Annotated in this window: 20 protein-coding genes; 10 read left to right on the top strand and 10 right to left on the bottom strand. The window is 64.4% G+C overall.

What is annotated here, in order from left to right:
* Window positions 1–18: 18 nt before the first annotated feature.
* Window positions 19–1,248 (top strand): class I SAM-dependent methyltransferase, encoded by a 1,230-nt coding sequence (locus tag ACO07D_RS04910; protein WP_421701840.1) that lies wholly within the window; start codon window positions 19–21, stop codon window positions 1,246–1,248.
* Here ACO07D_RS04910 and ACO07D_RS04905 read toward each other — a convergent pair.
* Genes ACO07D_RS04905 through ACO07D_RS04895 form a run of 3 tightly spaced genes read right to left on the bottom strand, consistent with a single transcriptional unit; the run spans window position 1,232 to window position 3,588 of the window.
* Complete coding sequence (locus ACO07D_RS04905; RefSeq protein WP_421701839.1) at window positions 1,232–1,846, bottom strand: CPBP family intramembrane glutamic endopeptidase; 615 nt, start codon at window positions 1,844–1,846, stop codon at window positions 1,232–1,234. The genes ACO07D_RS04910 and ACO07D_RS04905 overlap by 17 nt on opposite strands.
* 33 nt (window positions 1,847–1,879) lie before the next feature.
* Window positions 1,880–2,512, bottom strand: coding sequence for an aminotransferase class IV family protein (locus ACO07D_RS04900; protein ID WP_421701838.1), 633 nt, complete (start codon window positions 2,510–2,512; stop codon window positions 1,880–1,882).
* Complete coding sequence (locus ACO07D_RS04895; protein WP_421701837.1) at window positions 2,467–3,588, bottom strand: aminodeoxychorismate synthase component I; 1,122 nt, start codon at window positions 3,586–3,588, stop codon at window positions 2,467–2,469. The genes ACO07D_RS04900 and ACO07D_RS04895 overlap by 46 nt, the downstream gene beginning before the upstream one ends.
* Before the next feature lie 179 nt (window positions 3,589–3,767).
* On the opposite strand from ACO07D_RS04895, the gene carB reads away from it, so the two are divergent.
* From carB to ACO07D_RS04880, 3 genes are all read left to right on the top strand, one after another.
* Window positions 3,768–7,010 (top strand): carbamoyl-phosphate synthase large subunit, encoded by a 3,243-nt coding sequence (gene carB / locus ACO07D_RS04890; protein WP_421701836.1) that lies wholly within the window; start codon window positions 3,768–3,770, stop codon window positions 7,008–7,010.
* A 653-nt stretch (window positions 7,011–7,663) separates the two neighbouring features.
* A protein-coding gene (locus ACO07D_RS04885) for an IS3 family transposase (protein ID WP_421701028.1) occupies window positions 7,664–8,790 on the top strand; the annotation gives its coding sequence in 2 pieces (ribosomal slippage) (window positions 7,664–7,928 and window positions 7,928–8,790; 1,128 coding nt in all).
* An 86-nt stretch (window positions 8,791–8,876) separates the two neighbouring features.
* A complete protein-coding gene (locus ACO07D_RS04880; protein WP_421701835.1) occupies window positions 8,877–9,389 on the top strand; it encodes a DUF2971 domain-containing protein in 513 nt (170 codons plus the stop codon).
* Here the strand turns inward: ACO07D_RS04880 and rimO are convergent.
* Window positions 9,386–10,759, bottom strand: coding sequence for a 30S ribosomal protein S12 methylthiotransferase RimO (rimO, locus tag ACO07D_RS04875; protein ID WP_421701834.1), 1,374 nt, complete (start codon window positions 10,757–10,759; stop codon window positions 9,386–9,388). The two genes, ACO07D_RS04880 and rimO, sit on opposite strands and share 4 nt — an antisense overlap.
* Window positions 10,760–10,851: 92 nt before the next feature.
* Between rimO and ACO07D_RS04870 the strand changes: the two genes are divergently transcribed.
* Window positions 10,852–12,297: a pentapeptide repeat-containing protein gene (locus ACO07D_RS04870; RefSeq protein ID WP_421701833.1), complete on the top strand. Its 1,446-nt coding sequence runs from the start codon at window positions 10,852–10,854 to the stop codon at window positions 12,295–12,297.
* 53 nt (window positions 12,298–12,350) lie between these two features.
* Here the strand turns inward: ACO07D_RS04870 and ACO07D_RS04865 are convergent, their stop codons facing one another.
* Together ACO07D_RS04865 and ACO07D_RS04860 are read right to left on the bottom strand one after the other, a co-directional pair.
* The gene (locus ACO07D_RS04865; RefSeq protein ID WP_421704988.1) at window positions 12,351–12,947 is read right to left on the bottom strand and encodes a GcrA family cell cycle regulator; all 597 of its coding nucleotides are present in this window, start codon (window positions 12,945–12,947) and stop codon (window positions 12,351–12,353) included.
* Between the two features lie 125 nt (window positions 12,948–13,072).
* A complete protein-coding gene (locus ACO07D_RS04860) occupies window positions 13,073–13,969 on the bottom strand; it encodes a DMT family transporter (protein ID WP_421701831.1) in 897 nt (298 codons plus the stop codon).
* 235 nt (window positions 13,970–14,204) lie between these two features.
* On the opposite strand from ACO07D_RS04860, the gene ACO07D_RS04855 reads away from it, so the two are divergent.
* Window positions 14,205–15,383: an aspartate aminotransferase family protein gene (locus ACO07D_RS04855; RefSeq protein WP_421701830.1), complete on the top strand. Its 1,179-nt coding sequence runs from the start codon at window positions 14,205–14,207 to the stop codon at window positions 15,381–15,383.
* Window positions 15,380–16,306, top strand: coding sequence for an ornithine carbamoyltransferase (gene argF / locus ACO07D_RS04850; protein ID WP_421701829.1), 927 nt, complete (start codon window positions 15,380–15,382; stop codon window positions 16,304–16,306). The genes ACO07D_RS04855 and argF overlap by 4 nt, the downstream gene beginning before the upstream one ends.
* A 530-nt stretch (window positions 16,307–16,836) precedes the next feature.
* Here the strand turns inward: argF and ACO07D_RS04845 are convergent.
* From ACO07D_RS04845 to ACO07D_RS04830, 4 genes are all read right to left on the bottom strand, one after another.
* On the bottom strand, window positions 16,837–18,330 hold the full coding sequence (locus ACO07D_RS04845) for an inorganic phosphate transporter (protein WP_421701828.1): 1,494 nt from the start codon (window positions 18,328–18,330) through the stop codon (window positions 16,837–16,839).
* Between the two features lie 159 nt (window positions 18,331–18,489).
* Window positions 18,490–18,948, bottom strand: a complete 459-nt coding sequence (locus ACO07D_RS04840) for an NUDIX hydrolase (protein ID WP_421701827.1) — start codon at window positions 18,946–18,948, stop codon at window positions 18,490–18,492.
* Window positions 18,949–19,087: 139 nt separating this feature from the next.
* Window positions 19,088–21,517, bottom strand: coding sequence for an ATP-dependent helicase HrpB (hrpB, locus tag ACO07D_RS04835; protein WP_421701826.1), 2,430 nt, complete (start codon window positions 21,515–21,517; stop codon window positions 19,088–19,090).
* A 20-nt stretch (window positions 21,518–21,537) separates the two neighbouring features.
* Entirely contained in the window at window positions 21,538–22,161 is a 624-nt protein-coding gene (locus ACO07D_RS04830) for a DUF3108 domain-containing protein (RefSeq protein ID WP_421701825.1), read from the bottom strand.
* 115 nt (window positions 22,162–22,276) lie between these two features.
* Here ACO07D_RS04830 and meaB point away from each other — a divergent pair, with 115 nt between their 5' ends.
* The 3 genes from meaB (at window position 22,277) to ACO07D_RS04815 (ending at window position 25,998) form a co-directional block, all read left to right on the top strand.
* Window positions 22,277–23,263, top strand: a complete 987-nt coding sequence (gene meaB, locus ACO07D_RS04825) for a methylmalonyl Co-A mutase-associated GTPase MeaB (RefSeq protein WP_421701824.1) — start codon at window positions 22,277–22,279, stop codon at window positions 23,261–23,263.
* Between the two features lie 107 nt (window positions 23,264–23,370).
* Window positions 23,371–23,862: a GNAT family N-acetyltransferase gene (locus ACO07D_RS04820; protein WP_421701823.1), complete on the top strand. Its 492-nt coding sequence runs from the start codon at window positions 23,371–23,373 to the stop codon at window positions 23,860–23,862.
* A gap of 306 nt (window positions 23,863–24,168) precedes the next feature.
* Window positions 24,169–25,998 (top strand): ABC transporter ATP-binding protein, encoded by a 1,830-nt coding sequence (locus ACO07D_RS04815; protein WP_421701822.1) that lies wholly within the window; start codon window positions 24,169–24,171, stop codon window positions 25,996–25,998.
* The last annotated feature ends 70 nt before the right edge of the window (window positions 25,999–26,068 follow it).

Genomic DNA, 26,068 nt, shown 5'->3' with positions numbered 1-26,068 from the left:
TTAGTGGATACGAAAAAAATGTGGATTACGCTTCTGGACCGCGTGTTGCGGAATGTCTTTCGTATGGGGCAGCTGACGGTGACCTGGCCCGACGGGCGGGTCAGTCGTTATGGCGGTGCGCCGGGGCCGTCGGTGGCCGTGTCCGTGCTGGACCCGCATCTGCCGCGACGCTTGGTTATGACGCCCGAGCTGGCTCTGGGCGAAGGCTATCTGGAAGGCGGGTTGACCGTCGCACAGGATGATCTGATGGGATTTCTGACCCTGGCCGCGCGCAATTCGCGGGCGCATGGGCGCGGGCGCTGGGCGGCGGCGGCATCGGGTGCGCGGACGGGGCTTCGGCGGTTGGCGCAGCGCAGCCCGCTGCATGTGGCGCGGCGCAATGTGGCGCATCACTATGACCTGTCGACCCGGCTGTATGAGCTGTTCCTGTGTGACGACCTGCAATACACCTGTGCCTATTTCGCCGACCCGGGGATGAGCCTGGAACAGGCCCAGGCGGCCAAGAAGGCGCATATCGCCGCCAAGCTGCGGCTTCGGCCTGGCATGCGGGTGCTGGATGTTGGGTGCGGCTGGGGCGGCACCGCGCTCAGCCTGGCCCGCGATCACGGGGTGCATGTGACCGCCGTGACCCTGTCCGAGGTACAGCTGGACTATGCCCGGGCGCGGGCCGAGGCGGCGGGTGTGGCCGACCGGATCGACTTTCGCCTGATGGACTACCGCGACCTGCGTGAACAGTTCGACCGCATTGTCGTCGTGGGCATGATGGAACATGTCGGCCAGCCGCAATACGGCGCCTTCATGGAACAGTTGCATGACTGTCTGAGCGCGGATGGCATCGCGCTTGTGCATACGATCGGTCGCGCCACGCCGCCCGGGCGGACCAGCCCCTTCATCCACAAATACATCTTTCCGGGCGGCTATATCCCCGCCATGTCCGAGGTCATGACCGAGGTTGAGCGTGCCGGGCTGGTGGCCTGCGATGTCGAGGTCTGGCGCGGCCACTACGAACGCACCCTGGCCGAATGGCGCGCCCGGTTCGAAGAGAACCTCGACCAGATACGCGCGCTTTATGACGAGGAATTCTGCCGCATGTGGCGTTACTATCTTTCCGCCGCCGAGGTCAGCAAACGCGAGTTGGGTCTGGGGGTGTTCCAGTTCCAGCTGGCCAGGCATGCGGGTGCGGTGCCGATGACGCGGGAGTATCTCTACCGGGTCGACAATGTGCCCGAGGTCAGAATGGCCGGGTAACGTTGCCCGAATAGAAATAGATCCCCATGCCGGTGGCGAAGATCACCACGCCCGCGATGGAATGCAGCGCCACCGCCATCGGGAAACTGCGACGCACCTCATAGGCATGGGCAAAGATCAGCCCGCCCGCGAAGGTCATCGCGGCGACGATCCAGCTCCAATACATCAGATGCGCCAGCGAGAAGAGCGCGGCCCGTCCATCCGGCAGGATCGGGCCGTAGCGGCGAAAGAACAGCGGGCGAAAGACCAGCTCCTGCGGCAGCGCCGAGACCACCGGGTAGAACAGCGCGATTGCCAGCATCATCAGCGGGCGTTCCCGCAGGATATTGAACAGCTGTCCGGGTGCGGTCAGCACCATCAACCCCAGGCAAAGGACCACCATGCCCGCGCCGAACAGAACCACCTGTCGCGTGTTGACCGGCCCCGCCCGCAGCTCGCGCCAGTGAAAGGCGCGGGTGAATTGCAAAAGGACGATGCCCACCAGGGTCACGGCAAACAGCGCCGGAAACATCGCCGTGGCGGGCAGCAGGGCAGCGATGGCGACGGGCGCCAGCACGAAAAGCAGCAGAAACTCGAACCACAGAACCTGTCTGGTCATTGCCAATCCTTCACCCGATCCGCCCGGCGGCCCCTAATCCATCCAAGAGGCCCTAATCCACCCACGTAACGAATTTCCAACAGCGACCCGCGTGAACGGCATGTCCGGGGTCAGAACCGCCTCGCGGACCTGGCCCGCATCCAACAGCTCCGCACGCAAGACGCCCGGCAACAGGCCCGAGGTGATGGGAGGGGTCAGCCACTCCCCGTCAACTTCGGCAAAGACAGAGGTAATCGTGCCCTCGCAGATCTCTCCGCGCGTATTGAGGAACACCAGCTCGTCCACCCCGTCGGGCAGCGTGGCCCGTGCCTGGTCATAGAGCGTGCGGCGGGTGGTCTTGTGGCGCAGGAAATCGTCACCGGGGTCCAGCTGGGCTTCGGCCAATCCCAACACCCAATCCCGCGGTGCCGCCCCCAAAGGCGCGGTGGTCAACCCGAACCGGCCGTCCGGGTCCAGCGTCAGTCGGCAACGCTGCGCCTCCCCGTCGACATCCACCAGTGCCCCACGCGCCGCCGCTCCGTCAAAGGCAATCCCGAACGCCTGCGCCGAATACGCCATACGCGCAAGATGCCGATCGAGCCGCCGAAACCCTTCCCCGGGGTGATACCCGAAGGTCTCGATCAGGGCGAAGCCGGGGTCATCCGGCGGGCAAAGCGTGCTTTCCACAGGGCTTCCTCGTATTCCGATGCGGCGGTGCTGTCCCAGACGACCCCGCCGCCCACGTTCATCACCGCGCGGCCATCTTCGACCATCAGCGTGCGAATGGCCACGTTGAAGCTCGACGCCCCGTCCGGCGCGGCCCAGCCGATCGTGCCGCAATAGATCTCACGCGGATCGGGCTCCAGGTCGTTCAGGATTTCCATCGCCCGGATCTTCGGCGCGCCGGTGATCGACCCGCAAGGAAAGAGCGCGGAGAAAATCTCGGCCAACCCGGCCCCATCCCGCAGCTTCGCCCGCACAAGCGAGGTCATCTGATGCACGGTTGCATAGCTTTCTACCGCAAACAGCTCCGGCACATGCACCGACCCGGGTTCAGCCACCCGGCTGATGTCATTGCGCAGCAGGTCGACGATCATCAGGTTCTCGGCCAGGTTCTTTTCATCCGTTGTAAGGAAGTCCCGCCGCGCGGCGTCTTCCACCGGATCGTCGGCGCGCGGCTGCGTACCCTTCATCGGCCGCGTCTCGATCACACCATCCGCCGAGGTGCGAAAGAACAGCTCCGGCGAGCGGCTGACGATATCGGGCAGCCCCTCCTGCAGCACCAGCGCCCCATGGCCGACCGGCTGCCCCTGCGCCAGCGCCCCGTGCAGCGCCTCGGCCCCGCCGCGCAGGTCCAGCTGCATGGGAAAGGTCAGGTTCGCCTGATAAATGTCGCCGGCCCCGATGAACTCATGCACCACCTCGAAGGCCGCTTTGTACTGCTCTTCGCTCCAGGTTGGGCGCGGCGGCGACAGCCCGACCGGGGCAGGCGCGACCTCCCCCTGGCACGGCGCGCGGAACAGGCCGAATTGCAGCAAGGGCAGACGCCGTGCTTCCGGCATCAGATGGGAAAGCTTCGGCTCCAGCGCATAGCCCAGCTCGTAACTGGCATAACCCGCGACCCAGAACCCGTCCGACCGCGCCTGATCCAAAGCGGCCAGCGCGCCCGGCACTTCCCCAGGCGTCACCGCCCGCACGACCCGTTCGGGCCGGTCGAACCATGTCCCGCCCCCCAAGGGGCCCTGATCGAAGAAAAGGCGCACAACTCACCCCGTTTGTCTGAGGAATCCCCTATACTCCCGCCAGCAGCGGGGAGACAGGGGAAATGCGGCATTTGACGTCGCCTTTCCGATCCCCCTTGCACCTTTCTGCGCGGTGCCTATAACGCAGGACAATTTGGGCGCCGCCGCGCCACTGACTCGCAACCCGGGGGACGAGAGCCATGCCGAAAAGAACCGATATCAACTCCATCATGATCATCGGCGCAGGGCCCATCATCATTGGCCAGGCCTGCGAATTCGACTATTCCGGCGCCCAGGCCTGCAAGGCGCTGCGCGAGGAAGGCTACCGCGTCATCCTGGTGAACTCCAACCCGGCGACGATCATGACCGACCCGGGCCTGGCCGACGCCACCTATATCGAACCCATTACCGCCGAGATGGTCGCCAAGATCATCGAGATCGAAAAGCCCGACGCGCTGCTGCCGACCATGGGCGGTCAAACGGGCCTCAACACCGCGCTCGAGCTCGATGACCTGGGCGTTCTGGCCGAACACAATGTCGAGCTGATCGGCGCCAAGCGCGACGCCATCGAAATGGCCGAGGACCGCAAGCTCTTCCGCGAGGCGATGGACCGTCTGGGCATCGAAAACCCCAAGGCCACCATCGCCAACAACATGGACGAATGCCTGGCGGCGCTTGATGAAGTGGGCCTGCCCGCCATCATCCGCCCCGCCTTTACCCTGGGCGGCACCGGCGGCGGCGTGGCCTACAACCGCGAAGAATATGAACATTTCTGCCGCACGGGCCTCGATGCCAGCCCCGTCAACCAGATCCTGATCGACGAAAGCCTTCTGGGCTGGAAGGAATACGAGATGGAGGTGGTGCGCGACACCGCCGACAACGCCATCATCGTCTGCTCGATCGAAAACGTGGATCCGATGGGCGTGCACACCGGTGACTCGATCACCGTCGCCCCCGCGCTGACGCTGACCGACAAGGAATACCAGCTGATGCGCACCCACTCGATCAACGTGCTGCGCGAAATCGGGGTGGAGACCGGCGGCTCCAACGTGCAATGGGCGGTGAACCCGGAAGACGGCCGCATGGTCGTGATCGAGATGAACCCGCGCGTGTCGCGCTCCTCGGCGCTGGCCTCCAAGGCCACCGGCTTCCCGATCGCCAAGATCGCCGCGAAACTGGCCGTCGGCTACACGCTCGATGAACTGGACAACGACATCACCAAGGTGACCCCGGCCAGCTTCGAGCCGACCATCGACTATGTCGTAACGAAAATTCCGAAATTCGCGTTCGAGAAATTCCCCGGCTCGGAACCCTACCTCACCACCGCGATGAAATCCGTGGGCGAGGCCATGTCGATCGGCCGCACCATTCACGAATCGATGCAGAAGGCGCTGGCCTCGATGGAATCCGGCCTGACCGGGTTCGACGAGGTGGAAATCGAAGGCGCGCCCGAAAAGGCCGCCGTGATCAACGCGATCTCGAAACAGACGCCCGACCGTCTGCGCACCATCGCCCAGGCGATGCGCCACGGGCTGACCAATGACGAGATCTTCGCGATCACCAGCTTCGACCCCTGGTTCCTGGACCGTATCCGCGAAATCGTGGACGCCGAGGAAGCCGTGAAGGCCAACGGCCTGCCGACCGACGAAAAGGGCCTGCGCGCGCTGAAGATGCTGGGCTTTACCGACGCCCGTCTGGCCATTCTGACCGGCCAGTCGGAAACCGAGGTCCGCAAGGCCCGCCGCGCCGTCGGCGTGAACGCGGTGTTCAAGCGCATCGACACCTGCGCCGCCGAATTCGAAGCGCAGACGCCCTACATGTACTCGACCTACGAAGCCCCGATGATGGGCGAGGTCGAATGCGAGGCGCGCCCGTCCGACCGCAAGAAGGTCGTCATCCTCGGCGGTGGCCCGAACCGCATCGGCCAGGGCATCGAGTTCGACTACTGCTGCTGTCACGCCTGTTTCGCGCTGACCGACGCGGGCTATGAAACCATCATGGTCAACTGCAACCCGGAGACCGTGTCGACCGACTATGACACCTCCGACCGCCTGTATTTCGAGCCGCTGACCTTCGAACACGTGATGGAAATCCTGCGCGTGGAACAGGAAAACGGCACCCTGCACGGCGTCATCGTGCAGTTCGGCGGCCAGACCCCGCTGAAACTCGCCAACGCGCTGGAGGCCGAGGGCATCCCGATCCTGGGCACCACCCCGGACGCCATCGACCTGGCCGAGGACCGCGAGCGGTTCCAGGCGCTGGTGAACGAGCTGGAGCTGAAGCAGCCGAAGAACGGCATCGCCTCCACCGATGCCCAAGCCCTTGAGATCGCCGGGGAAATCGGCTTCCCGCTGGTCATCCGCCCGTCCTACGTCCTGGGCGGCCGCGCGATGGAGATCGTGCGCGACATGGCCCAGCTGGAACGCTACATTGCCGAGGCCGTGGTCGTGTCGGGCGACAGCCCGGTTCTGCTCGACAGCTACCTGTCCGGCGCCGTCGAACTGGACGTCGACGCGCTCTGCGACGGTGAAAACGTGCATATCGCCGGCATCATGCAGCATATCGAAGAGGCCGGCGTGCACTCCGGCGACAGCGCCTGCTCGCTGCCGCCCTATTCGCTGTCCGACGAGCTGATCGACGAGATCAAGCGCCAGGCCCACGCGCTGGCCATCGCGCTCAATGTCGTGGGCCTGATGAACGTGCAGTTCGCGGTGAAGGATGACGAGATCTACCTGATCGAAGTGAACCCCCGCGCCTCGCGCACCGTGCCCTTCGTCGCCAAGGCCGTGAACAGCCCGATCGCCTCCATCGCCGCCCGCGTCATGGCCGGTGAGCCGCTGACCAACTTCGACCTCGTCGACCCGCAGATCGACGGTTTCGCGGTCAAGGAAGCCGTGCTGCCGTTTGCCCGTTTCCCGGGCGTCGACACGCTGCTTGGCCCGGAAATGCGCTCGACCGGCGAGGTCATGGGGTCCGATAGCGACTTCCACCGCGCCTTCCTCAAGGCCCAGATGGGCGCCGGTGCCGAGCTCCCGACCGAGGGCAAGGTGTTCCTGTCGATCAAGGATGACGACAAGACCGTCAAGCTGGTCGAAACCGCCCGCGCGCTGACCGAGCTGGGCTTCTCCATCCTTGCCACCAGCGGCACCGCCGCCTTCCTGTCCGACAACGGCATCGCGTCCGAGGGCGTGAACAAGGCCTACGAGGGCGGCCGCACCATCGTCGACGTGATGAAGGATGGCGAAGTGGCCCTGGTCATGAACACCACCGAGGGCACCCAGGCGGTGAACGACTCGCGCTCCATGCGCAACGTCGCGCTGATGGACAAGATCCCCTACTTCACCACCCTCGCCGCCGCCCACGCCGCCGCCTTCGCGATGAAGAGCCGCGAAACCGGCCGCGTCGGCGTGCGCTCGCTGCAGAAGAAGGCGGAGCTGGCGTAAGTCACGCAGCCTTTGACGAGACCCGAAGCGACCGTCCTACTGGGCGGTCGCTTTGTTTTAGAACGGCGCTCCGGGGAGGGTCAAACGACCTACTCATCAAGGCACAACTGGTTTCCTTTGTAGCTTTGAATACAAATGACCGTTCGCCATTAAGTGGTAGAATAGCCGTGTGAGTTATTTGGGGAATTAGGAGCCTAGTTTGATGAAGAGTATTTTGACTTCTGGTGTGCAAGTGGCGGCGTTCGTCCATAGCGGCAAGTCTGGTACAAAGGCCAATGATGATATTTGGTACCATCTTCGCACTGTCGACAAATTTGTTTACCACTACACGACTGCCTCTTCCTTCCAGAAAATCTTCGACACACGGACCCTCCGATTTTCAACTTTTCGGAGGATGAATGACCCCAGAGAGACTAAGGACTTTCCGTTTTCCTTTTCATTTGATGATGAGCGCAACGAAGAGCTGCACCAGCTCAAAGCTGACCTCGCTCAATGTGCCAAGACCTCTTGGTGCCTTGATCCTCCCCCACTGAAGTGGTCCGCCCCTATAGTTAGGAAACGGAGGATCAAAGATGGGAATTAAACGCCACAAACCGGTGATCCTCCCCCACTGAAGTGGTCCGCCCCTATAGTTAGGAAACGGAGGATCAAAGATGGGAATTAAACGCCACAAACCGGAAGAGATTGTCACGAAGTTGCGGCAGGTTGAGGTGCTATGCGGCCAAGGGATGCCGCGAGTTGATGCGATCCGCCAGGTGCAGATAACCGAGCAGACGTTTTACCGCTGGCGTAAGCAATATGGCGGTATGGGAACCGACCAACTGAAAGAACTCAAACGGCTCCAGAAAGAGAATGATCGCTTGCGCCGGGCCGTGTCCGACCTGACGCTGGACAAGCTGATCCTATCGGAGGCCGCACGGGGAAACTACTGAGCCCTTCGCGTCGCCGCGCCTGCGTTGAGCATGTGCGAAGCCAGTTTCACATCTCAGAGCGTCGCGCTTGTCGTGTCTTGGGACAGCATCGATCCACACAAAGACGGATGCCTGTTGGGCGTGCTGACGAAGATCGCCTGGTGGCCGACATGATCGCGCTGACGCGCCAGTATGGTCGCTATGGTTATCGCCGGATCGCCGCTTTGCTGAGAGATGCAGGCTGGCTGGTGAACGACAAGCGTGTCGAACGTCTGTGGCGACGCGAGGGGCTCAAAGTACCGATGAAGCAACCCAAAAAAGGGCGGCTCTGGCTGAATGACGGTTCTTGCGTCCGGCTGCGACCGAAGTATCGCAATCATGTCTGGAGCTATGACTTCGTTCATCATCGAACGGATGATGGAAAGGTGTTTCGCACCCTCAACATCTTGGATGAATATAGTCGGGAATGTCTGGCGATCCGTGTGCAGCGGAAGTTGAACTCGACCGAGGTCATCGACGCGCTGACGGACCTGTTCATCCTGCGTGGTGTCCCTGCTTTCATTCGCTCCGATAACGGCCCTGAGTTTATCGCACAGTCTGTCCGGGACTGGATTGCAGCCGTCGGAGCCAAGACCGCTTACATTGAACCGGGATCACCATGGGAGAATGGATACTGTGAAAGCTTCAATGCCCGGTTCCGCGACGAGCTGCTCAATGGTGAAGTCTTCTACAGCTTACGGGAGGCGCAAATCCTGATTGAACAATGGAGGAAGCACTACAACACCAAACGGCCACATAGTGCCTTGGGCTACCGCCCACCGGCCCCGGAAACCATCGTCCCGATGGAACCCAGGCCAATCATGCACTAACATTCAGACTGGACCACTTAGGTGGGGCTGATCAGGGGTTAGATGATGCCCAAGCCAACTTTCACCGCGGGTACTGCAAACCTCGAATGTGGGCGCAGTACGGAGAAGGGCACAAGGGTGTTTGCCTTGTTTTTGATCGGCGAAGGCTAGTCGCGAGCCTTGGAGACCTTGCGAGAGAGCAAAATCGACAGTTCTTCTATGGTGACGTTAATTACGCTGACATTCCGAGCAGCATTCTTCGAAAAGGCGCCGACCCTTACTCGATTGATCTCGACTTGGCGGAAAGGCTTGGGGTTTCGACCTTTGTTCGGCAGCACACCGTGAGGTATTGGCGAGAGCTGTATTTTCTCAAACATAGAGATTGGCAAACGGAGAACGAATATAGGGTGATGCTCTCTAACCGAGATGAAGACTATGTGTTTGTTAGTATTTTGGGCTCATTGGTTGGAGTCGCCTTTGGTGAAGAGTTTGGTTTCGATGCGAGCAATAAATATGCGGAGGAGTTTGAGAGAAACGGGATAAGAGGGTGCCTATTGCACTGGAAGGGGCACCAGCCAGAACCCCACCCTTTGATGTCTTCTAATGGTTGGGTTTTCTAACCCAACCGCCCCCACAAATCATACTCCCCCGCCTCATCCACTTCAACGCGAACGATCTCACCCACGGATAGCCCCTCCGTCCCCTCGTCGATGAACAGGTTCCCGTCGATTTCCGGCGCATCTGCTTTGGTCCGGCAGGTCGCAATCCCGTCCGCGTCGATGTCATCCACGATCACGTCCATCACCTGGCCAACCTTCGCCGCCAGCTTGGCCTCGGAAATCGCCTGGGCCTTCTCCATGAACCGCTCCCAGCGCTCCTGTTTGACCTCGGCGGGCACGTGGTCGGGCAGGGCGTTTGACCGCGCGCCGTCGACGTTTTCGTATTGGAAGCAGCCGACGCGATCCAGCTGCGCCTCGTCCATCCAGTCGAGCAGCACCTGAAACTCCGCCTCGGTCTCGCCCGGGTAGCCGACGATGAAGGTGGAGCGCAGGGTGATATCCGGGCAGTCGCGCCGCCAGGCGGCAATTTCGTCCAGCGTCTTGGCCGCCGCCGCCGGCCGCGCCATGCGTTTCAGCACCCCGGGGTCGGCATGTTGGAACGGGATATCCAGATAGGGCAGGATCAGCCCCTCCGCCATCAGCGGGATCAGCTGGCGCACATGAGGGTAGGGGTAGACGTAGTGCATGCGCACCCAGGCCCCCAGTGAGCCCAGATCCCGCGCCAGATCGGTGATATGCGCGCGATGGCCACGATCCTCCGCGTGCCGGATATCGACGCCGTAGGCCGAGGTATCCTGCGAAATGACCAGCAGCTCCTGCACCCCGGCCTCCACCAGCTTCTCCGCCTCCCGCATCACCGCGTGCGCGGGCCGCGAGGCCAGCTTGCCGCGCATGTCCGGGATGATGCAGAACTTGCAGGCGTGATTGCAGCCTTCCGAGATCTTCAGGTAGCTGTAATGGCGCGGGGTCAGCTTGACGCCGGTCGACGGCAGCAGGTCCACGAACGGGTCGGGGTCCGGCGGCACCGCGTCATGGATCGCGTCCAGAACCTGTTCATATTGATGCGGGCCGGTGACGGCCAGCACGCTGGGGTGCGTGCCGCGAATGTAATCCTCTTCCGCGCCCAGACATCCGGTGACGATGACGCGCCCGTTCTCGACCAGAGCTTCGCCAATGGCCTCTAGGCTCTCCGCCTTGGCGCTGTCCAGGAAGCCGCAGGTGTTCACCACCACCGCATCCGCGCCGGAGTAATCCGGGCTGATCGCATAGCCCTCTGCGCGCAGCCGGGTCAGGATGCGCTCGCTGTCCACCAGGGCCTTGGGGCAACCCAGCGAGACCATGCCGATCTTCGGCTGTCCCGGGCGCGCGGTGTCCTGGATCCGCGCGGGCGGCGCGAGGTCTGGGCGGAGGTTCGGCGGGTTCGTACTCATGGCCGGGGGGTATAGAGGGTCCGGGCCAGGCAGGGAAGGGTTGAATGCAGCCCCGCCCGGCGTAGGGTGGGCGCATTGAAGGAGTGATTTCGATGGACGACCCCGCCCGCAAGCTGACCCCGGCGAATGAGAACCCCTGGTATGTGCTGATGACGCTTTACGGGGAGCAGGAGGGGGACGAGATTGATTGGGGCCTGCATGAAAAGAACCGCAGGGCGTGGAATGCTTGGGCGGGGCAGGTGTTGAATGACGAGCAAAGGCAAGAAGCGGCAGGGGCGGTAGGCATCAAGGTCGGCGAATTATGGCCTGCAACGGGGGGCTTTCTCAACGTTGGCCAGATATATGAGAAGAGGAAAAAGGCCTTGGCTTCAAAGGGGTTTGACCTTCCCGCCATTCCCAAAGTCGAAAGCGCGGTTGACCTTTCCAATACGGAGTTCTCGGAAGCTGTGGTTCTTGACAAGTTCGTGTTCACACATGAAGTTTCATTCGAAGACTCTAGATTCGCTAAGGCAGCAAACTTCCACCTTGCTTGCTTTGATCGCACGGCCAAATTCAATGCCACAGAATTTCATGGTGGCGTCTCCTTCAGACGCACTCGCTTCAAAGCTTCTGCGTTATTTCGTGATTTAATGGCTTTGCATTGGGCCTTTTTTACTAAGGCCTCATTTCTTGGAGATAGTACATTCTTTCGAGCAAAGCTTTCTGGTGAGGTCTCATTCAAAGATTCTACCTTTTCGCGAGAAGCATCGTTCTACGGATCAACATTTCTCAATGGAGCAACGTTTCTAAGGACCACTTTTTGCGGATCGGTCGACTTCGACTATTCATCGTTCGAACACCTGGCAGCCTTTTATGGCGCATCGTTTAGCGGTTTTGCCTACTTCGGGGAGGCAACATTTGGGGAGTTCGAGGCTTGTGAAGTGCTTTTCTCTGAAAGCCAATTCGAGAAACCCACCACCTTCCGCAACGCCCATTTCTCCAGCCACTACCCCGATTTCTCCGGTGCGGTTCTTCACGACAAGACCACCTTCTCCGCTCGCGATGACCTCTGGCCCTCCGGCCCACAAGACGACCCCGAACAGGCCCGGGCCTCCTGCGCCGTGATCCGCCATGCGCTGGGCAAGCAGGGGTTGCCGGAGGAGGAGCATTTCTTCTTCCGGCGCGAGATGGGGTTTGCCGGACAGATCGGGCCGTGGTGGCAGCGGTTGCCGTATCGGTTGTTTGGCGCCGTGTCCGGCTATGGCCATTCCATCGAGTTGCCGCTGCGCTGGTTGATGCTGACCTTCGGGCTGCCCTTCGGCATCTACCTGGCCGCGCTGCAGGAGGGACCGCTCGGCGCCGATGATGCGTTCCGCGCCTTGGGGCTGTGTTTCTCCAACACGTTCCGGTTCTTCGGGTTTCAACGGCTCTATTTCGGCGAGTTCCTGCAAAGCGCGGATCAGCTGATCGCCGGGCTGGCCTCGGCACAGACGGTGTTCGGCTACACCTTTCTCTTCTTCCTCGGCCTCGGCCTGCGCACGCGGTTCCGCCTGCGCTAACAAAAAACCCGCCTCCAAATGGGGCGGGCTCCTCGTTGTCTCTCGGGCTGGCCTTACCGCTTGCGGTCGCGGCGCGAGCTCATGGGTTGGAAGGCGACGCCGACATGGGCCTCGCAATAGGGTTTGCCCTGTTGCACGGGCAACCCGCAGAACCAGAAATCGTCGGTCGCCGGGTCGCCGATCGGCCATTTGCAGGTGCGTTCGGTCAGCTGCATCAGGGTCAGCTTCTTCGCGCCCTTCTCGATCTCGTTGACCTTGGCCAGGGCCTCGGGGCTGATCTCGTTGGCCGAGGGCTGCGGCGGCAGCGGCTGGCCAGCGGGGATGATCGCCTTGCGTGCGGGCGCGGCCGGTTTGGCGGCCGGTTCCGGGCTGGCCTCGGCGGCGGGCGCGGGCTCCGGTGCTTTCTTCGGTGCGGCCGGTTTCTTCGGCGCGGCCTTGGGCTTGGGCGCGGCTTTCGCGGCCTCCGGCTTGTCCTTTGCGGGCGCCTTGCTGGCCCCACCACCCGAACGGTTGGACAGGCCCAGGCGGTGCACCTTGCCGATCACCGCATTGCGGGTCACGCCGCCCAGCTCTTTCGCGATGACGGAGGCCGACTGGCCCTCGCCCCACATCTTCTTCAGAATTTCGACGCGCTCATCGGTCCAGGACATATGGTTTCCCTCGGCATCCGGTCCAGATGGCCCGGTCATTCAACATGGGCGCATACGGCCCGGTCATTCAACAGGCGCCTATCCTAATCATCCCGGCGGCGGATACAACCTCTTTGCTTTGCGCTTTAAGCATTGCGGGTTTCGCGCCAGACCAGCACCAGTGCAGCGGCGACGATGATCGCCGCACCCATCAGGCTGGTGGGCACAGGAATGACGCCGAAGACGGCGAAATCGTAAAGACCGGCAAAGACCAGCGTGGCGTAGCTGAAGGGCACGGCAAACGAGGCATCGGCCCGTTTCATCGACTGGATGAACAGGCTCTGCGCTCCTGCCATCATCAGGCCAAGTGCGGCCAGCGCGGCCCATTGTTCCGGGCTGGGCCAGCGAAACACGAAACTCACCGCCACCGTCGCAACCGTCAGTCCGATCGCATTGTTGATCAGCAGGATTTGCAGCGGCCTTTCGCGCCCGGAGAGGCGCTTGATCAGGATGATCTCGACCCCCAGCACCAGCGCCGAGGCCAGCGCCAGCAAGGCGCCAGGTTGGAACGTGCCCGCGCCCGGGCGGATCAGCACCACCGCGCCCAGCACCGCCAGCCCGGCAGCGCCCCAGCGCCAGGGCCCCACACGTTCGCCCAGCAGGGGGATCGCCAGCACCATGGCAAAGACCGGGTTCAGGAAGGAGATCGCCGTGGCATCCGCCATCGGGATGAAGCTGACGGCGGCAAACATCAGGGTCACGCCGCTCCACCCGGCGATGGACCGCGCGGCATGGCTGCGCAGGTCGGGCTGCGCGATCCTGAGCCGCGTCACCGCCGCCACGCTGCCAATGGCCAGAAAGGCGAACAGGAACCGCCCGTGGCTGATCTGCAAGGGATGCAATGGATCGCCCAGGCTGTCCCCGCCCAGCAGCTTCGCCATCAGGGTCGTGCCCGCGATCAGCAGGGTTGCGGTCAGCATGAAGGCGGCCGAGGCGGCGGGGTTCTGTCCCGGGACCTGAACGGAGGTGTTGCGCGTTTCCATCCGCTACCGCTAACGCCCCCGCGCGCGATTGAAAAGTCTGGACAGCCAGCCCCGCGCGCCCTATGAGGCCCCCATGATCAAACGCCTGCATATCACTGCCGACCGACGCCGACGCACCCGCGCCTGACGTCCGTTTCCGTTTGATCTTGTGCCAAAGCGGCACACCCACCCCGAAAATGTTGACACGAGCCTGCCGATCCGGCACCCAAAGGCTTCTTTCTACGTGGAGTTTCCCATGATGCCGTCGCTTCTGCCGACCTACAACCGTGCAAACCTGGCTTTCGAACAAGGCGAAGGCAGCTGGCTGATCGAACGCGGTGGCGACCGATACCTGGATCTGGGTGCGGGCATTGCCGTGAACGCGCTGGGCCACGCGAACCCCGCCCTGGTGGCGGCCCTGACCGAACAGGCCGGCAAGCTCTGGCATGTCTCGAACCTCTACCAGATCCCCGGCCAGCAGGCGCTGGCCGACCGGCTGGTCGAGGCGACCTTTGCCGACACCGTCTTCTTCACCAACTCGGGCACCGAGGCCTGCGAGCTCTCCGTGAAGATGGCGCGCAAGTATTGGCACGACAAGGGCAACCCCGAACGGGTCGAGATCATCGGCTTTCATGACAGCTTCCATGGCCGGTCCTCCGCAGGCATCGCCGCCGCCGGTGGCGCCAAGCTGGTGACCGGCTTCGGCCCGCTGCTGCCCGGGTTCAAGCACCTTCAGCTGGGCGACATGGAGGCGCTGGCGCAAGCCGTCACCGACCAGACCGCCGCGATCATCCTCGAACCCGTGCAGGGCGAGGGCGGTATCATTCCGGTACCCGACGAGACCCTGCGCGCCATCCGCGCCCTGTGTGACGACACCGGCCCCCTGCTGATCTATGACGAGGTGCAATGCGGCATGGGCCGCACCGGTCGCCTGTTCGCCCATGAATATTCCGGTGCCACGCCCGACATCATGATGGTCGCCAAGGGCATCGGCGGCGGCTTCCCCCTGGGCGCGGTGCTGGCGACCGAGGATGCGGCCAGCGGCATGGTCGCGGGCACGCACGGGACGACATACGGCGGCAACCCGCTGGCCTGCGCCGTCGGCAATAAGGTGATGGAGATCGTCGCAGACGAGGCTTTCCTGGCCGAGGTGAACCGCAAGTCGGGCCTCCTGCGCCAGAAACTCGAAGGGCTGATCGCCGCCCACCCGGAGGTGTTCGAAGAGGTGCGCGGCCAGGGCCTCATGCTGGGCCTCAAATGCAAGGCGACCAACGTGGACGTGGTCACTGCGGGCTATGACGCCCATGTGCTGACCGTGCCCGGTGGCGACAATGTCGTGCGCCTGCTGCCGCCCCTCACCATTACCGATGATGAGATTTCCGAGGCCGTCACGCGCCTCGACGAAGCCGCCAAAGCCGTGGAGGCAAAGCTATGAACCACTTTCTGGACATTCACAAAACCGACCCCGCCGAGCTGAAGGGCATCATCGCCCAGGCCCGCGCCATGAAGGACGCGCGCATGGGCCGCCCCAAGGGCACCCCGGATGACGACCAGCCGCTGGCTGGCCAGATGGTCGCGCTGATTTTCGAAAAACCCTCGACCCGGACGCGGGTCAGCTTCGACATGGGGGTGCGCCAGATGGGCGGCCAGACCATGGTGCTGTCCGGCGCCGAGATGCAGCTGGGCCATGGCGAGTCGATCGCCGACACCGCCCGCGTGCTGTCGCGTTATGTCGATATGATCATGATCCGCACGTTTGAGGAAGCCGCCCTGCTGGAGCTTGCCGAAAATGCCACCGTGCCGGTGATCAACGGGCTGACCAACCGCTCGCATCCCTGCCAGATCATGGCCGACATCCAGACTTACGAGGAACACCGCGGGCCTATTGCTGGCAAGAAGGTGGTCTGGACCGGCGACGGCAACAATGTCTGCGCGTCCTTCATCCACGCCGCCGGGCAGTTCGGCTTTGATGTGACCTTTACCGGCCCCGCGCCGCTGGATCCGGAAGCCGAGTTCGTGAATGACGCCCGCGCCAAGGGTGCCAGGATCGAGATTGAACGCGACCCGCTGAAGGCGGTCGAGGGCGCGGACCTGGTGGTCACCGACACCTGGATCTCGATGCATGATGCCCAATCGGCCCGCGAACGCCGCCACAACCTGCTGCGCCCCTATCAGGTCAACGACCACCTGATGGCCGCCGCCAAACCCGACGCGCTGTTCATGCACTGCCTGCCCGCACACCGCGAAGAGGAAGTCACCAATTCGGTCATGGATGGCCCCCGGTCGGTGATCTTCGACGAGGCCGAAAACCGCCTGCACGCGCAGAAGGCGGTGATGCGCTGGTGCCTGGGGGTGTAAACCCCTCCGGGTTGCGCCCCGGCCCCTGCGCGGCTTCGCCGCTTGTGCCCGGGTCGCGGCAGGCTCGCTGCGCTCGCCTGGGATACGGGTGACCTAAGACCATAGGCTGCCACGCGGCCGCAAGCGATTACGCGCCACGCTTTCAGCGCAGAATAGAAGACCCCGCCCCTTTCGGGACGGGGCGGTCAGAAGAGATCCTTCTGAGCCTTTCACCTTTCACGGTCATCGGCGTCCCCGCCTGTACCGCACGTTAAGGTTAATGGGCCATTCCTTTCATCTTTCTTAAAATATCCCCGCCGGAGGCACATAATCGGAGCGAAGCGACACGCCGGGCACCGGCGTACCACCGCTGCGGCTGCGGCTCTTCGAGGGTTCAGCGATTTTATTGCCTTCGGCGAGGATACTTTTGGAAAGATGAAAAGGCCAAGCGATGCGAGGCCTCGCCCCGACATCGTTGCCTCTTGATGGGGGGAGCGGCAAAGAAAAAGGGGGCCGCATGGCCCCCTTAGCGTTCGCAGGTGGTGGGGCGCTTACCCCACGATCGCGTTCAGCACGTAGAAGATCATCGCCGACATGATCGCGGCGGCGGGCACGGTGATGACCCAGGCCGCGACGATGGTCATGAAATGCGAGCGGCGCACCAGTTTGCGACGGCGGCGTTCCTCGGGCGCGATGCGTTTTTCCGCCGGGCGTTTGGCGGCGGAGGCGCGCAGGCGTTTCTCCATATGCCATTCGCGGTAGAAACCGACGCCGAATACCCCGCCCACGGCGATATGGGTCGAGCTGACCGGCAGGCCCAGCCACGATGCCACGATCACCGTGATGGCCGCCGACAGCGCTACGCAATAGGCGCGCATCGGGTTCAGCTTGGTGATCTGGCTGCCGACCATGCGAATGAGTTTCGGGCCGAACAGCACCAGGCCGAAGGAAATGCCGAAGGCGCCGATCACCATGACCCAGGTCGGGATCGACACCTTGGCGGCGAAATCGCCGAACTGTTCGGCATGTACGATGGCCGCCAGGGGCCCGACCGCGTTGGCCACGTCATTGGCGCCATGGGCAAAGGAGAGGAGCGCCGCCGAAAAGATCAGCGGCAGGCCGAACAGGGCCTTCAGCGACTTGGTGCGGTTCTCCAACCCCTCGGCCTGTTTGGCGATGAGCGGCGCGGTGACCACATAGGCGATCGCGCCCACGGCGGCGCCGATCATCAGCGCGGTGCCCAGGTCGATCTTGACGATGCGCTTCAGACCCTTGATCGACAGGTAGGCGCCGAAGGCGGCGGCCATGATGCCGATCAGCACCGGCACCCAGCGTTTGGCGGCGGCGATCTTGTCCTCTTGATAGACGATGCGCGCCTTGATGAAGGCCAGGAAGGCGGCGGCGATGATGCCGCCCAGCACCGGCGAGATCACCCAGCTGGCGGCGATCTTTCCCATCGTCGGCCAGTTCACCGCGGCAAAACCGGCCGCCGCGATACCCGCGCCCATCACGCCACCCACGACCGAATGGGTGGTGGACACCGGCGCGCCGACCCAGGTCGCCAGGTTCACCCACAGGGCCGAGCTGATCAGCGCCGCCATCATCGCCCAGATGAAGATGCGCCCCTGCGCCATGCCGGCCGGGTCGATGATCCCCTTCGAGATGGTCGAGACCACGTCGCCCCCTGCCAGCAGCGCGCCCATGCTCTCGAACAGGGCCGCGATGACGATGGCGCCGCCCATGGTCAGCGCATTCGCGCCCACCGCCGGGCCCATGTTGTTGGCCACGTCATTGGCGCCGATGTTGATCGCCATATAGGCACCGAAGGCGGCGGCCATGACCACCACAAAAGACGTCGGGGTCTGGCCGAAGAACACGCCTGCGGCCAAGGCCGCGATCACGATGAAGGCCAGCGCGACCCCCATGCCCACCAGCGGGCGCGAGACATATTGCGTCGCGTATTCAAACTGGCTGATCCGGTTCAGATCCTTGTCCAGCGTGCGCCACTGGTTGCCGCCGCCGTTCGAACTGTTGCCCTCGCTCATGGCCCCTCATCCCTCGCTTGGCCGCATCTGTTACAAAACCGACGCAAAACCGTTACATTCGGGGCGCACCGCTAGCCTGTCGCGGCCTGTTTGGCAACGATTCAGTGCAGGCGCAGCATGGGCTGCGACATTAATCCAACTGATCGGGGGGAAGTTCGCTCAGAAGGCGCGCAGAAGCTGCTGCAGCTCGCGCTCGCGGACCATTTCGGCGGCCTTGCGGGCGGGCACCCATTTGCGGCGGCGCTGGTCGGATTCGGGGAACTGATCGGCCAGCCGCTTGACCTTGATCGGATAGACCGTGGCCGAGACAGGGGCCACGCCACCGGTGTCCAGCTCCTTGTCATAGCGGAACTCGCCCAGCGGTTCCTCGTCCAGCTTGCCCTTTTCGACGCCGGCCTCTTCCCAGGCTTCCTGCATTGCCGCTTCGGGGGCTTCCAACCCGTCGATCGGCCAGCCCTTGGGCAGGATCCAGCGCCCGGTCCCGCGCGAGGTGACCAACAGCACTTCCTTCTCCGCCCCTTCGCCACGCCAGCACAGCGCCGCGACCTGAACCCGGTCGGGACGTTTGAACATGGGCCGAATGACCTCGGACCAGGCCTTTTCGAACAGAGTGGACATGTGAACCGCCTGTACTGAACTTTTCTTATTGAACGGGTTACTTATGGCAAATGCTGCGGCGAATCAAGGTGCACACGTGTGCGGTGAGGTCACGGTGTGTTTACGAAGGCACGCCCATCGGGCGCGTCGCGGCCGCGCCTCACCGCTTCCGCGGCTTCGCCCGGAGCGTCGGGTCCGCCTCCAGCGGGTCTTCGGGCCAGGGATGTTTCGGATAACGCCCGCGCATGTCCTTGCGCACATCGGCATAGGAACTGGCCCAGAACCCGGGCAGGTCCATGGTTGTCTGCACCGGTTTCTGCCCGGGGTTCAGCAGGGTGATGCGCAGGGGGGTGTGGCCGACCTTGGGATGGGTGGCCACGCCGAACATCTCCTGCAGGCGCACCTCGATCGAGGGATGTTCGCCCGCGTAATCAATCGGCACCTTGCGGTCCATCGGGGTCACGAAATGTGCAGGCGCCTCGGCGTCCAACCGGCTCATCTGTCCCCAGTCCAGCATCGCGCGCAGGGCATTCAGGATGTCGAAGCGTTTCCAGTCCTCGGCGCTTTTGACCTTGCCCAGATGCGGCAGCAGCCAGTCGTCCAGGGTGTCCATCAACGCGGCCTCGGACATGTCCGGCATCCCGTCGACCAGCGCCACCCGGGCCAGGAAGCGTGTCGCGGCATCGGACGGCCGCAGCCCCAGATCGCGCACGCCGTCGAGCATGGCGCGGGCCACCGCCTCCCCTGGCGCGTCCTTCCAGATGCGGTCGTCCAGAACCAGCGCGCCAAAGACCTCCTGGCGGCGCGCAATCACCCGACGCTCGCGTTTCGACCAATGGCAGCGATCCTCCCAGCGGATCTGATCGCCATGCACCTCGCGCAACTCGGCTTCCGTGATCGCCACCGCCTGGCGCACCTTTGCCTCGCGCGGGTTGCCGTCCGTGTCTGTCACCACGATCAGCCGGGTCGCGGCCAGCGTATCCTCCGGGTCCAAAACGGCCCCCTTGCCGCCGGACAACACATAGCGCGGGTCATCCCCCGGACGGCGCAGGCCCACCCGGTCGGGATAGGCAAGCGCGGCCATTTGCGCTGGGCTGAGGGAGGTCTCGCCCGTTACCATGCGCGCCAGCCGCTTGGCCTCCGCCCGCGTCCGTTCGATCACGCCGCGGTTGGCTTGCCACGGGCGGCGATCGGCAAACCTGCGCGGGTCGTTCAAGGCCTCCAGCCGCAGCGACAGGTCCACCGGGGCCGAAAAGGGCAGGGGATCGCGCTCCGCCAGCAGGGCCGCCAGCCCCGCAGCCCCCTTGCCCGCCACGGTCACCATATGCCCCAAACGCGGATGCAGCGGCAGGCGGGCGAGCTGGCGGCCATGCTCGGTGATCTTGCCACCCTTCAACGCCCCCAACTGGGTCAGCAACGCCTGCGCCTCGCCCAAGACACCCGCATTTGGTGGGGTCAGAAAGGCCAGGTCCGAACCGTCCGCCGATCCCCAGAGCGCCAGTTCCAGCGCCAGGCCCGTCAGGTCGGCCGCTTCGATCTCGGCGGGCGGGAAGGGCGGCAAGCCGCCCTCTTCGCCCTTGGTCCAGAGCCGATAACAGGTGCCCTCGGCCACCCGCCCCGCGCGGCCCCGGCGCTGTTCCGCCTCGGCCTTCGACACCCGTTCCGTCACCAGCCGCGACATGCCGGACCCCGCATCGAACCGTGCCCGCCGCGCGCGGCCCGCGTCCACCACCACGCGAATGTCCTGAATGGTCAGCGAGGTTTCGGCAATCGCCGTTGCCAACACCACCTTGCGGCCCGTCTGAGCGGGCGCAATCGCCGCGCGCTGATCCTTGAAGGGCATAGCGCCGTATAGCGGCCGGATCTGGCAGTCAGCAGGCAGGCGCAGCGCGGCAGCCACCCGCCGGATTTCGCCTTCGCCGGGTAGAAACACCAGCACACCGCCCTCGGTTTCGCGGGCGGCCTGTTCCACCAACCCGGCCACAGCCCCTTCAAACCGCACTTTCTTGTCGACAGGTCGCTCCAGCCAGCGCGTGCTAACCCGATAGGCCCGGCCTTCGGAACTGACCACCGGCGCGTCCTCCAGCAACCGCGCGACTGGCTGGGCGTCGAGCGTTGCGGACATGACCACCAGCAGCAGGTCCTCGCGCAGGGCCTGCACCGCCTCCCAGGTCAGGGCCAGCCCCAGGTCAGCATTCAGGGAGCGTTCGTGAAACTCGTCGAAGATCACCGCGCCGACGCCATCGAGCGACGGGTCCGACTGCAACATGCGGGTCAGGATACCCTCGGTCACCACCTCGATCCGGGTCGCCTTCGACACTTTGGCCTCGCCACGAATGCGGTAGCCGACAGTTTGCCCGGCAGCCTCGCCCAGGCTCTCCGACATGCGCTCGGCAGCCGCCCGCGCGGCCAGGCGGCGCGGCTCCAACATCAGGATGCGCCCGGCGCACAGCCCCGCGTCCAGCAGGGCCAGAGGCACCACCGTGGTCTTGCCCGCCCCCGGCGGCGCCATCAGCACCGCGCGACCGTCCGCGCGCAGGGCGTCCAACAAGGGGGGCAGGGCGTCATCAATGGGCAGGCCGGTCTTCATGGCCTCTTATGGGCGCAGGATCAAAGCGGACGCAAGATCGCTTTGCCATGCAGCGTGTGTACCTTGAGTTGGTGAAACCGCAGCAGATCACCGACCCGCCGATAGGTCGCCTCGACCGGGAAGGCACGCCGCTGGGCCAGTTCCTCGGCCGTATAGCCCGCCCCGCGCCGCACCTCGCCCACGCAGGTCACCGTCGTGGCGCTTTCGCCCGCCGGGCGCAGGGTGACCCGCAGCTCGCGGGTGCCATCGAAGGTCCGTGCCTCCAGCGCGCAGCCCAGGGCGACCGGGCGGTCGCGCAGCCCCAGCCAGAAGGCGCTCATCAGATCGAGCCGCCCGTCCCCCGCCGCGAAACTCAAATCGGCGGAAGAGACCCGCCGCCCGGTGTCCATCTCCTCGTGATAGCTGCGCGGCGACAGCCAGGGCCCGTTCACCCGACCTGTGGCCTGCATGTCGAACCGCACCCGCGCCAGCAGGCCCGCCACCCCGGTGGTGCGAAACCGCGCCGCCAGCGCATAGTCGCGCGTCCCTTCGCGTGTCTCCAGCTGCATCTGCCCGACCCGCACCCCGAACATCGACACCGCGTAACGATGACTGTCGGCGAACGCAGGCGTGGCCAGCAGGACAAAAACCAAAACGAATCGCATCTTCCCGGTCCCCCACCCACAGGATAGGCCATTTCCCTGCCATTCCCCGATGACAAGCGCTTGACGCTATGCCCGCAGCCCGGGCAAAACAGCGCGAACGAACGAGGAGGGCGGCATGGACATCCAGGACCTGGCAGGGCGCATTCAGAACGGCGAGCGGCGCGCGCTGGCCCGGGCCATTACCCTGGTGGAAAGCGGCCGGAGCGATCACCGCGCCCAGGCAGGCGAGCTTCTGGAGGCGCTGAAACCCGCTGGCCGCCAGGCCCTGCGCATCGGCCTCTCCGGCACGCCCGGCGTGGGCAAATCCACCTTCATCGAGGCCTTCGGCATGCACCTCATCGCGCAAGGCCTGCGCGTCGCGGTGCTGGCGGTCGATCCCTCCTCGGCACGCTCCGGCGGCTCGATCCTGGGCGACAAGACCCGGATGGAAAGCCTGTCGCGTGAAAGGAATGCCTTCATCCGCCCCTCGCCCTCGCAGGCGCAGATGGGTGGCGTCGCGCGGCGCACGCGGGAGGCGGTGGCGCTGTGCGAGGCGGCCGGCTTCGACGTGGTGCTGATCGAGACCGTCGGCGTGGGCCAGTCGGAAACCGTGGTGGCGGAAATGTCCGACCTGTTCCTGTTGCTGATTGCGCCTGCCGGTGGTGACGAGCTGCAGGGCGTCAAACGCGGCATCATGGAGATCGCCGACCTGATCCTGGTGAACAAGGCCGATGGCGCGCTGAAGGACACGGCGACGCGCACCTGCGCCGATTATGCGGGCGCCCTGCGCCTGCTGCGCAAACGTCCCCAAGACCCGGAAGGGTTTCCAAAGGCCCTGACCGTCTCGGCGGTGACCGAAGACGGGTTGGAGAAAGCCTGGGGCGAGATGCAGGCGCTGAGCGACTGGCGCCGCGAGAACGGTCATTGGGACAGGCGCCGCGCGGACCAGGCCCGCCACTGGTTCGAGGAAGAGGTGCGCCTGCGCCTGCTCGCTGCCCTCGACAAGCCCGCCGCCCGCGCGGCGCTGAGCAGCCTGGGCCAGGATGTGGCAGGTGGGCAAATGTCGCCCTCCCACGCCGCCGAACAGATGCTCGACCTGCTGGGAACATCGCAAGCCGGATAAACGGCCCGGCTCCCACCCTGGACGGCGCCCGCCCGGGGCGGCCCGCGTGGCAACCCACCCCGCCGGGCCTTGTTGCCCTTTGGCCAGCGCCGCGCCATGCTGCGCCCATGTTGATCCGCCCGCTTGAGCCCACCCGTGACCTTCAAACTGTGACCGATTTCTACGCCGAGGCGCCGGACTATTGGCGTATGCTCGACGGTGTGGACCCCGGCCCGGAGAAGGCGCATGCGTTCTTTACCGACATCCCGCCGGGCTGCGACCCTGCCACCTCGCATCACCTGGGCCTGTTTCTGGAGGGTCGCCTGTCCGGCCTCGCGGATCTCTCGTTCGGCTTTCCCGACCCGGGCGACGCCTATATGGGCCTGATGCTGCTGGGCCCCTGGGCGCGTGGGGGCGGGCACGGTGCGCGGTTCCTGTCCCATGTCGAAGGGCTTGCCCGCGCCCAGGGGGCGACCCGGCTCTTGCTTGCGGTGGCCGAACGCAACCCGCGCGGCGGCGCCTTCTGGAGGCGCGAAGGGTTTACCGACACCGGGCGCAGTGGCCTGTCTGGCGCCGGGCCGTCGCCCCAGGTTCTGCACCGGCTGGTCAAACCGCTCTGACAGGCCCGCCAAAATGGGCCCCCGCTACCCGCTCTCTTTCATCTTTCCAAAAATATCCCGGGGGAACGCGCCCTGGCGCGTGGGGGCTGGCCCCCAGCAACCTGAACGTCCGGAAACCCGGACTTTGACAAGCGCTAACAACTGCGCTACCCATTTTCCCGTGAACATGCAGGAGATCCGTTGGATGTATCAATTCAGGACCCCATACCGCGACTGATCGCCAGTCCAGGTCGGTGACCTGATGGGCTGCGCGTCAGCCCCGTCCCACGTGTTTCCCCCCACTATTCCAGCGCATGGAGCGCCCACATGTTCCGTTATTTCGAAAACCTCGTGAATCCCTTCGCCCCCCATGCGGGCGACACCCCGCCCGCCACGCTCTGGGCCTTCCTGCGCACGCAGCTGGCCCCGTATAAACGCCTGATGATCTGGATGGCGCTCAGCGGCGTCGTTGTCGCGGTGATGGAGACGGGGATCATCTTCTACTCCGGCCGCGTGATCGACCTGATGGGCGGATCGACCCCTGGTTCCTTCTGGTCCGACCACGGGATGGAACTGGCCCTGGCCGCCGCGTTCATCCTGTTCCTCAGGCCCTTCATGATCGGTTTGAACCACCTGCTGCTGGAACAGACCCTGGCCGGTAACCTGCAGGAACAGGTGCGTTGGCGCGCGCATAAGCACCTGCTGGGCCAGTCGCTGGGCTTTTTCCAGAACGACTTCGCCGGTCGGCTCTCGAACCGCGTCATGCAGCTGGGCCCGGCGGTCGAGGATTCGGCCTATATGTCCTTCGAGGCGCTCTGGTACGCGATCACCTATGTGCTCTCGGCCATGGTCATCCTGGGCCAGCTTGATATTCGCCTGGCGATCCCGCTGGCGCTCTGGCTCGTGCTCTACGTGGCCTATGTGCGCTATGTCGCCCGCCGCGTCGCGGTCGCGTCCGAGAAATGGTCGGACGCGCGTTCGCTGGTCACCGGCCGGGTCGTGGACGCCTATGCCAATATCGAAAGCGTGAAGCTCTTTGCCCAGGGGCAGGGCGAGGAACGCTATGTGCTCTCCGCCCTGAAACGCCTGCGCCTCAGATTCCAGCGCTTCCTGCGGCTGATGACCGAGCTGTCCATCGGGCTGAACCTGATCAACGGTCTGCTGATCACCGGCGTGCTTGGCCCGGCGATCTGGCTCTGGACCCGCGATATCGTCTCGTTGGGCGAGGTCGCCGCGGCCTCCGCGCTGGTCTTGCGCCTCAATGGCATGTCCGGCTGGATCATGTGGGTGACCATTCGCCTGTTCGAACATGCGGGCGTCATTCGCGAGGGGCTGCGCTCCATCGCCGTGCCGCATGAGCTGACCGACGCCCCGGATGCGGGTGAGTTGGAGGTCAGCCATGGCGCGATCCGGTTCGACGATATCAGCCACCATTACGGCAAGGGTGCCGGTGGGCTGGACCATGTCACCATCGACATCCCTGCGGGGCAGAAGGTCGGCCTGGTGGGCCGTTCAGGTGCCGGTAAATCCTCGCTGGTGAACCTGCTCCTGCGTTTCCGCGACGCCGAAGCGGGCCGCATTCTGATCGACGGTCAGGACGTGGGGCAGGTCACCCAGGACAGCTTGCGCGGTGCCATCGGCATGGTGACCCAGGACAGTTCCCTGCTGCACCGCTCCGTGCGCGCGAACATCCTCTATGGCCGCCCCGCCGCCACCCAGGCACAGATGGAGGCCGCAGCCGAACGGGCCGAAGCGCAGGAGTTCATTGCCACGCTCGAAGACCCGCAGGGCCGCAAGGGCTACAACGCCCATGTGGGTGAACGCGGCGTGAAACTGTCCGGCGGGCAGCGCCAGCGCATCGCGATTGCCCGGGTCATGCTGAAGGACGCGCCGATCCTGGTGCTGGACGAGGCCACATCCGCGCTCGACAGCGAGGTCGAGGCGGCGATCCAGAAGACGCTTTACGGCATGATGCAGGGCAAGACGGTCATCGCCATTGCCCACCGCCTGTCGACCATTGCCCAGATGGACCGCATCATCGTGCTGGATCAGGGCCGGGTGGTCGAGGATGGCTCGCATGACGAGCTGCTGGCGGCAGACGGCACCTATGCCGGGCTCTGGGCGCGCCAGTCGGGCGGTTTCCTGGCCGAGGACTGAGGCCGCAAAAAGAAACAGGCGGGGGCGGGGAAACCGCCCCCATTAACCTTCTGTTCAGCATTCTCGGCAA

Origin of the sequence: Aliiroseovarius sp., assembly GCF_965228805.1 — a bacterium.
In the GTDB taxonomy this organism is placed as follows: domain Bacteria; phylum Pseudomonadota; class Alphaproteobacteria; order Rhodobacterales; family Rhodobacteraceae; genus JASBTN01.
Note: the sequence above shows the minus strand (reverse complement) of the source record. Positions and strands in the feature narration are given on the sequence as shown.

What these genes read in the sequence shown, in the direction of transcription:
- rimO (WP_421701834.1), bottom strand. Translation starts at nt 10,759, where the DNA reads ATGAGTACGAACCCGCCGAACCTCCGCCCAGACCTCGCGCCGCCCGCG.
- hrpB (WP_421701826.1), bottom strand. Translation starts at nt 21,517, where the DNA reads ATGAAGACCGGCCTGCCCATTGATGACGCCCTGCCCCCCTTGTTGGAC.
- ACO07D_RS04870 (WP_421701833.1), top strand. Translation starts at nt 10,852, where the DNA reads ATGGACGACCCCGCCCGCAAGCTGACCCCGGCGAATGAGAACCCCTGG.
- ACO07D_RS04845 (WP_421701828.1), bottom strand. Translation starts at nt 18,330, where the DNA reads ATGAGCGAGGGCAACAGTTCGAACGGCGGCGGCAACCAGTGGCGCACG.
- ACO07D_RS04855 (WP_421701830.1), top strand. Translation starts at nt 14,205, where the DNA reads ATGATGCCGTCGCTTCTGCCGACCTACAACCGTGCAAACCTGGCTTTC.
- ACO07D_RS04820 (WP_421701823.1), top strand. Translation starts at nt 23,371, where the DNA reads ATGTTGATCCGCCCGCTTGAGCCCACCCGTGACCTTCAAACTGTGACC.
- ACO07D_RS04860 (WP_421701831.1), bottom strand. Translation starts at nt 13,969, where the DNA reads ATGGAAACGCGCAACACCTCCGTTCAGGTCCCGGGACAGAACCCCGCC.
- ACO07D_RS04840 (WP_421701827.1), bottom strand. Translation starts at nt 18,948, where the DNA reads ATGTCCACTCTGTTCGAAAAGGCCTGGTCCGAGGTCATTCGGCCCATG.
- ACO07D_RS04905 (WP_421701839.1), bottom strand. Translation starts at nt 1,846, where the DNA reads ATGACCAGACAGGTTCTGTGGTTCGAGTTTCTGCTGCTTTTCGTGCTG.
- ACO07D_RS04830 (WP_421701825.1), bottom strand. Translation starts at nt 22,161, where the DNA reads ATGCGATTCGTTTTGGTTTTTGTCCTGCTGGCCACGCCTGCGTTCGCC.
- meaB (WP_421701824.1), top strand. Translation starts at nt 22,277, where the DNA reads ATGGACATCCAGGACCTGGCAGGGCGCATTCAGAACGGCGAGCGGCGC.
- ACO07D_RS04815 (WP_421701822.1), top strand. Translation starts at nt 24,169, where the DNA reads ATGTTCCGTTATTTCGAAAACCTCGTGAATCCCTTCGCCCCCCATGCG.
- ACO07D_RS04880 (WP_421701835.1), top strand. Translation starts at nt 8,877, where the DNA reads ATGTGGGCGCAGTACGGAGAAGGGCACAAGGGTGTTTGCCTTGTTTTT.
- ACO07D_RS04910 (WP_421701840.1), top strand. Translation starts at nt 19, where the DNA reads ATGTGGATTACGCTTCTGGACCGCGTGTTGCGGAATGTCTTTCGTATG.
- carB (WP_421701836.1), top strand. Translation starts at nt 3,768, where the DNA reads ATGCCGAAAAGAACCGATATCAACTCCATCATGATCATCGGCGCAGGG.
- argF (WP_421701829.1), top strand. Translation starts at nt 15,380, where the DNA reads ATGAACCACTTTCTGGACATTCACAAAACCGACCCCGCCGAGCTGAAG.
- ACO07D_RS04865 (WP_421704988.1), bottom strand. Translation starts at nt 12,947, where the DNA reads ATGTCCTGGACCGATGAGCGCGTCGAAATTCTGAAGAAGATGTGGGGC.